Raw genomic sequence first — 6,388 nt, forward strand, 5'->3', positions numbered from 1 at the left:
TCAAAATGTGGAGGAATAATATGTCGTTACGTGATCAATTAACAGAAATTAAGCAAAAGGGATTAGCCGATATCGATTCGACGACTGATCTGAAGAAACTCAACGAGATTCGGGTTCATTTATTGGGAAAGAAGGGCCCGATTACTGCAGCCCTTCGTGGCATTAAGGATCTTCCCGTTGACGAACGGCCTGAAGTTGGGAGCTATGCCAATAAAATTCGCGATGCAATTACTCAGGCGGTCGCCGATCATCGTGAAAATCTGGAGAATGCGGTCCTAAATAAGCAGTTAGCTGCTGAAACCATTGACGTGACCCTACCAGGAAAACCCGTTGCTCAGGGGCAGCCCCATGTGATCCAACAGATTATTGATGAATTTGTCGATCTCTTCCTTGGGATGGGCTATCAAGTTCTCCAGGGTCCAGAAGTTGAATCCGATAAGTATAATTTTGAGATGATGAACTTACCCAAAAATCATCCTGCCCGGGATATGCAGGATACCTTTTACTTGAGCAGTGAGTATTTGATGCGGTCACAGACCTCACCAATGCAGGCTCGAGCACTTGAAAAACATGACTTTTCAAAGGGACCGTTGAAAATGATTTCACCAGGGATTGTGTACCGCCGCGATACTGATGATCCGACCCATTCTCATCAATTTCATCAAGTTGAAGGCTTAGTCATTGACCGGCACATCACCATGGCTGATTTAAAGGGCACATTGATCACAATGGCTCAAAAGATTTTTGGCGATAAATTTGATATTCGTTTACGGCCTAGCTACTTTCCATTTACCGAACCATCAGTGGAAGTTGACGTGACCTGTTTTAATTGTATGGGTAAAGGCTGTGACGTATGTAAACACACCGGATGGATTGAAGTCCTTGGTGCCGGAATGGTTCATCCAAACGTTCTCGAAATGGCCGGTGTCGATTCTAAAGTATACGGTGGGTTTGCCTTCGGCGTCGGCCCAGACCGGTTTGCAATGTTGAAGTACGGGGTTGATGATATCCGGGACTTCTATTTAGATGACGTTCGGTTCCTTGATCAATTTGATAAGAGGGGTATTTAAAGAATGAGACTAGCATACAGTTGGCTTAAAAAGTACTTGGACCTTGATATGCCGGCCAAGGACCTGGCAGAAAAAATTGAGCGGACCGCCGTTGAAGTTGATTCGGTGACCCGTGGAGATAACGGTCTGAAGAAGATCGTGATCGGCCACATTTTATCGATGACGACCCATCCCGATTCAGATCATTTACACATCTGTTCAGTGGATGTTGGTGAAGATCAACCACTGCAAATTGTTTGCGGGGCGCCCAATGTTGCCGCGGGGCAAAAAGTGATCGTTGCTTTGCCAAATTCTCGAATTGGTGGCAATGTCAAAATCAAACGTTCTAAAATGCGCGGTGTCGAATCCGAGGGGATGATCTGTGCCCTTGATGAAATCGGGTTTAGCAAGGATGTCGTTCCAAAGGAATGGGCTGACGGCATTTATGTATTCGATGACGATGTGCCGGTTGGCGAACCGGTATACCACTATTTAGGAATGGACGATCCGATCATTGACTTGGATGTGACCCCTAACCGTGGTGACATGCTGAGCATTTTGGGAACCGTGCATGAATTAGCCGCTATTTACAATCAGCATCCAGAAATTAAAGCCCCGGTTGTCAACGAGGATCCCTCGCTTCGGGCTAACGATGAAATTCATGCAACTGCAGATCACCAGCTCGCCAAAACGTATAAATTGCGGGTAATTAAGGGTGTCAAAATTGCCCCAAGTCCGGCTTGGCTTCAGATCACCTTATGGAATGCCGGCGTTCGCCCAATTAACAACGTGGTTGACGTTACCAATTATATTTTGATGAAGTATGGGCAACCACTACATTCATTTGATCAGGATAAGATTGATGGTGATATTACCGTCCGTTTGGCTAACCAAGGTGAAAAGATCACCACGCTAGATGAAGAAGAGCGGGAGTTATCCACTGAGGATATGGTGATTGCCGATCAGAAACAGCCGATTGCAATTGCCGGGGTCATGGGTGGATTTAACACCCAAATTGATGACAACACAAAAGACGTTGTGTTGGAGTCCGCCATTTTCGATTCATTCCACATTCGTAAAACCGCCCAGCGCCACGTTCTTCACTCAGAGGCTTCCCAGCGCTTTGAGCGGGGAATTAACCCGGACACGGTTGAAGCGGCGGTCAATGAGGCTGCTAACATGATTCAACAGCTTGCTGGCGGCCATATTGCTCAGGGAATCGTGACGGCAAGCGAGTATCATCCGGAATTACCGACCATTTTTATCACGGCTGAACGTACCAACCACGTGTTGGGAACGGATCTGAGTTTAGAGGATATCAAGCAAATTTTCGATCGCCTTGGTTTTTCAAGTGAATCGGTCAAAGATGGGCTAAACGTCACAATTCCGGCTCGCCGTTGGGACATTCATATCGAGGCCGATCTGTTCGAAGAGGTGGCCCGAATATACGGATATGACAACTTACCGGCAACCTTGCCAACTGGCCGGCAAACCATTGGGACACTGACACCCACTCAAAAAATTCAACGCGCATCCCGCCAGATTCTTGAAGGATTGGGTCTCACGCAGGCAATTTCATATTCATTAACCACCGAGGCCAAAGCCAGCATGTTTTTGATGCGGGACAGTAAGCTGACTAAACTGATGTCACCAATGACGCAGGATCATTCAACGTTGCGGATGAATATTTTAAGCGGTTTGCTCGACGATGTCGCATACAATCATGCCCACAAGGTCGATGACGTTGCCTTATATGAAACTGGCCGGGTCTTTTACAAGGACAGTGATGATCAGGTTCGTCCAGAAGAAGTTGAACATATTGCGGGCGTTTTAACCGGTAATTTAACCGATCCTTCTTGGAATAACCACGTTTCACCAGTTGATTTCTATCAGTTAAAGGGCATTGTTGATCAGTTTATTACGAATCTTGGTGTTAATGGTGCAATCACGTATACGTCAACCGATCGTTATCCCGAAATGCACCCAGGCAGAACCGCTGATATTGCGGTTCACGGCCATTACGTTGGCTTTATTGGCCAGGTTCATCCAAAGATTGCCAAGCAATTTAAGATTAAACAAACCTACGCCTTTGAACTGAATATGCAAACGCTGATTGATTTGCCAAAGACCGACGATCAGTACCAGGCCATTTCCAAATACCCATCTGTTAAACGGGACATTTCCTTATTAGTTGACACTTCGGTTTCAAATGACCAGGTTGTTGAATTGATGAACAAACGTGGCGGCGCATTCCTTCACGATATTCAGTTGTTTGATGTTTATGAAGGCAAGAACGTCCCTAATGGAAAGAAATCAATGGCTTACTCACTCGTTTATGTCAATCCGCGGGAAACGCTTAAGGATGAAGTTGTCACAGCGGCTTTTGAAAAGGTTAAAAAACACTTAACTGATGAACTAAATGCGGAAATTCGTTAATTTCGAATTTATAATAAAGACGGACGATAGGAGGAGCTTTCCATGAGTGACAACTCAAATCAACGGGCCCCTAAACCCAACCGTAGCTTAGGGCGAAAAATTATAATTTCCGTTATTTCCATTTTAGTGTTATTGGCCGTGGCAATTGGCCTTCTTGGATATCATTACTTCCAAGAAGCGCTCAAGCCAATGAACCCGCAGAACACGAATGTGACGCAGGTTCACATCCCATTGGGAGCGTCAAACAAGCAAATCGGATCGATTCTGCAAAACAAGAAAATTGTGAGAAGCGGGATGGTTTTTGATTACTACGTTAAATCCAACAACATGAGCGATTTTCGGGCTGGATACTATCAATTAAAGCCGTCAATGGCACTCAAAACCATTGCCAAGCGGCTTCAACGGGGTGGTTCCGATCAGCCAATTCAGAGTACCAAGGGAAAAGTGTTGGTACGCGAAGGCGCTAATATTGATCAGATCGCCACTCAAGTTCAGGCGACAACTGATTTTTCCAAGCAGGACTTTATCAACGTCATGAAGGACAAAGCCTTCATGGCACGATTAAGGGCCGCGTATCCAGAATTATTAACGTCAGCCATGAAGGCTAAGGATGTTCGGTACCGGCTCGAAGGTTATTTGTACCCTGCAACTTATGAAGTTAAGAAGAACACGTCTCTAAAGAGTCTTGTTAACCAAATGGTTGCTAAAACCAATCAGATGATGACGCCTTACTATAAACAAATTAAGAAATCGAAAATGACAATGCAGGAGTTTATGACCTTGGCGTCGTTAATCGAACGTGAAGGCGTCAACCAAACGGACCGCCGTAAAATGGCAGGCGTCCTGCTAAACCGCATTGATATCAGCATGCCGTTACAGTCTGATGTTGCCGTTTTGTATGCCATTCATCGAAACAACAAGGCCCTCACCACTAAGGATTTGCAGAATGATTCGCCTTACAATTTGTATAAATACGCGGGATACGGCCCCGGACCATTTGACAGTCCAAGCATTAGCTCTGTTAAAGCGGTCCTGCATCCATTAGCCCGCTCGAAAAATTATTTGTATTTCGTTGCAAATACCAAGACCAAAAAAGTCTATTACTCACAGACTTACGAGCAGCATCAGCAGCAGATTGACAGACACGCTTCAAATAATTAAATTATTTAATGTGAAGGGACCCATTATTCATGAATGAGCCTAACAAACGGCCAATTGTGATTGGCGTGACCGGCGGATCCGGCAGCGGAAAGACGACTGTTAGTCGGAAAATTTTCGATGAGTTGTCCGCCTATTCAATCATGATTTTGCAGCAGGATTCTTACTATAATGATCAGGCCGATATGACCATGGCGCAACGGGATGCCGTTAACTACGATCATCCCATGGCCTTTGACTATGATTTGTTAATCAAGCAGTTGAAACAGCTATTAGCTTATCAGACGATTAAAAAACCGGTTTATGATTACCAGTCTAAAACCCGCAGCAGCAGGACAATTGATCAGCCACCGCGGGAGGTCATTATCTTGGAAGGCATTTTAATACTTGACGATGCCCGATTACGTGATTTAATGGATATTAAAGTCTTCGTGGATACGGATGATGATATTCGATTGATCCGCCGCATTCGCCGTGATATGAATGAACGTGGCCGATCACTTGATAGTGTGATCAACCAGTATTTGTCAACCGTGAAGCCGATGTATCATCAATTCGTTGAACCTACCAAACGGTATGCGGACATTATTGTACCGGAAGGTGGGCAAAATCAGGTTGCGATCGATCTGTTGACGACCAAGGCCCGTTCAATTTTGCGGCGCCGGGGAGGTCATCAAATCGATGACAATCAGGACGCAACGATTTAGATTAATTTATAATAAAGGGGAATTTTCAGATGGCAGAACAAGAATCATATCCAATGACCGAGGAAGGTCGGGACAAATTAAAAGCCGAATTGGAAGACTTAAAGGTTAACCAACGGCCAAAAGTTGTTGATCGAATTAAGATCGCGCGCAGTTACGGTGATTTATCCGAAAACTCAGAGTACGAATCAGCTAAGGATGAGCAGAGTATGCTTGAAAGTCGGATTACGACGATTGAACACATGCTCCAATACGCGCAAATTATCGATTCCAATGCGACCGATAAGGATGAAATTAGCGTTGGCAAATCAGTGACTTTTAAAGAGCTTCCGGATGAAGAACCTGAAACTTACAAAATTGTCGGTGCCGCTGAAGCTGACCCGATGTCTGGAAAAATTTCTAATGATTCACCGATTGCAAAGGGCTTATTAGGTCACCGTTTAAACGAAGAAGTAACCATTAAGATTCCAGCCGGCGACATGCAGGTGAAAATTTTAAAGGTTGAATAACCGTCATTGACAGCATATTTGTCGGCCGGGCCAGAGACTTAGTGAAAGGCTAAGTTCCTGGCCCGTTTGCTCTTTCTTTGTTAATTTCACAAACGATGATATAATATGATGTAAGCGAATTCACTGAAAACTTTTGAGGAGCGTGCGATAATCATGAAAATTAACATTAGCGATTCAGCAAGCAAATGGTTCCAAGATGAAATGGGGCTTTCGGACGGTACCGGCGTTCGTTTCTATGGCAAAGTTTATGGGAAAACGCCCGTTCACGACGGATTCTCGCTCGCATTAACTCGTGATGACCATCCTGAGGAAGTTTATACCGAAACGGATACGGATGGGGTTAAATACTTTGTTGATGAGGGTGACGAATGGTTCTTCAAGGGCTATGATTTAACCGTCGATTTTGATCCGAAGAAGGATCCTAATAACGTTCTGTACAGTTACCAAGAAAATGGTGAGTTATAGAGAGTATTTACACCTAATAAAATAGCCTGGAACCAACCGTGAAGTGAACCCTGCAAGTTGGACACTT

General features: G+C 44.7%; 6 protein-coding genes. All 6 read left to right on the top strand.

Translation table 11 applies throughout. From position 1 onward, the window contains the following. Positions 1–20 precede the first annotated feature (20 nt). The 6 genes from FD47_RS07025 (at position 21) to FD47_RS07050 (ending at position 6,321) form a co-directional block, all read left to right on the top strand. Complete coding sequence (locus FD47_RS07025) at positions 21–1,070, top strand: phenylalanine--tRNA ligase subunit alpha (protein ID WP_040537627.1); 1,050 nt, start codon at positions 21–23, stop codon at positions 1,068–1,070. Between the two features lie 3 nt (positions 1,071–1,073). Beyond that, positions 1,074–3,485, top strand: a complete 2,412-nt coding sequence (gene pheT, locus FD47_RS07030; RefSeq protein WP_056980346.1) for a phenylalanine--tRNA ligase subunit beta — start codon at positions 1,074–1,076, stop codon at positions 3,483–3,485. 42 nt (positions 3,486–3,527) lie between these two features. Next, positions 3,528–4,646, top strand: coding sequence for an endolytic transglycosylase MltG (mltG, locus tag FD47_RS07035; RefSeq protein WP_054734246.1), 1,119 nt, complete (start codon positions 3,528–3,530; stop codon positions 4,644–4,646). A gap of 29 nt (positions 4,647–4,675) precedes the next feature. Beyond that, positions 4,676–5,350 carry a uridine kinase gene (gene udk, locus FD47_RS07040; RefSeq protein ID WP_008211621.1) on the top strand — a complete coding sequence of 225 codons (675 nt, stop codon included), beginning with the start codon at positions 4,676–4,678 and terminating at the stop codon, positions 5,348–5,350. A gap of 29 nt (positions 5,351–5,379) precedes the next feature. Next, positions 5,380–5,856, top strand: a complete 477-nt coding sequence (gene greA / locus FD47_RS07045) for a transcription elongation factor GreA (RefSeq protein WP_008211623.1) — start codon at positions 5,380–5,382, stop codon at positions 5,854–5,856. Between the two features lie 153 nt (positions 5,857–6,009). Continuing rightward, on the top strand, positions 6,010–6,321 hold the full coding sequence (locus FD47_RS07050; protein WP_054734249.1) for a HesB/YadR/YfhF family protein: 312 nt from the start codon (positions 6,010–6,012) through the stop codon (positions 6,319–6,321). The last annotated feature ends 67 nt before the right edge of the window (positions 6,322–6,388 follow it).

Source organism: Lentilactobacillus parafarraginis DSM 18390 = JCM 14109 (assembly GCF_001435895.1).
GTDB classification, from domain to species: Bacteria; Bacillota; Bacilli; order Lactobacillales; family Lactobacillaceae; genus Lentilactobacillus; species Lentilactobacillus parafarraginis.

What these genes read in the sequence shown, in the direction of transcription:
- FD47_RS07025 (WP_040537627.1), top strand. Translation starts at nt 21, where the DNA reads ATGTCGTTACGTGATCAATTAACAGAAATTAAGCAAAAGGGATTAGCC.
- pheT (WP_056980346.1), top strand. Translation starts at nt 1,074, where the DNA reads ATGAGACTAGCATACAGTTGGCTTAAAAAGTACTTGGACCTTGATATG.
- mltG (WP_054734246.1), top strand. Translation starts at nt 3,528, where the DNA reads ATGAGTGACAACTCAAATCAACGGGCCCCTAAACCCAACCGTAGCTTA.
- udk (WP_008211621.1), top strand. Translation starts at nt 4,676, where the DNA reads ATGAATGAGCCTAACAAACGGCCAATTGTGATTGGCGTGACCGGCGGA.
- greA (WP_008211623.1), top strand. Translation starts at nt 5,380, where the DNA reads ATGGCAGAACAAGAATCATATCCAATGACCGAGGAAGGTCGGGACAAA.
- FD47_RS07050 (WP_054734249.1), top strand. Translation starts at nt 6,010, where the DNA reads ATGAAAATTAACATTAGCGATTCAGCAAGCAAATGGTTCCAAGATGAA.